Source organism: Vibrio sp. OPT46 (assembly GCF_015163535.1).
GTDB classification, from domain to species: domain Bacteria; phylum Pseudomonadota; class Gammaproteobacteria; order Enterobacterales; family Vibrionaceae; genus Vibrio; species Vibrio alginolyticus.
The window spans coordinates 2080-2350 of sequence record NZ_JADDYG010000540.1 but is presented as its reverse complement, the minus strand read 5'-3'; the positions used below and the strand labels follow the sequence as shown (position 1 = coordinate 2350).

At 42.8% G+C, this 271-nt stretch carries 1 pseudogene; it reads left to right on the top strand.

The features are described from left to right. Positions 1–153: 153 nt before the first annotated feature. Positions 154–271 (top strand): annotated as a pseudogene (locus IQR33_RS33990) (low molecular weight phosphotyrosine protein phosphatase); the annotation flags it as partial.

Below are 271 nucleotides of genomic sequence, written 5' to 3'. Positions count from 1 at the left end.
CTACGAGTACGCACTTGGCCGTAAAACAACGTGCCGCAAGAAAATTATCTCTTGCGGCACGTAATCGATAGCTACTCAGCTCAATTGCGCAATATAAAGAAACCAGCAATTCAGTTGAGATCATAAGCATACAACTTAAAGTAGGGTAAGCATTTGTTTTCTAATATTCTTGTCGTCTGTGTCGGTAATATTTGCCGCTCTCCAACAGGAGAGCGGCTTTTGCAGTCTTTACTACCAAACAAACATGTCGCATCAGCAGGAATCGCAGTAG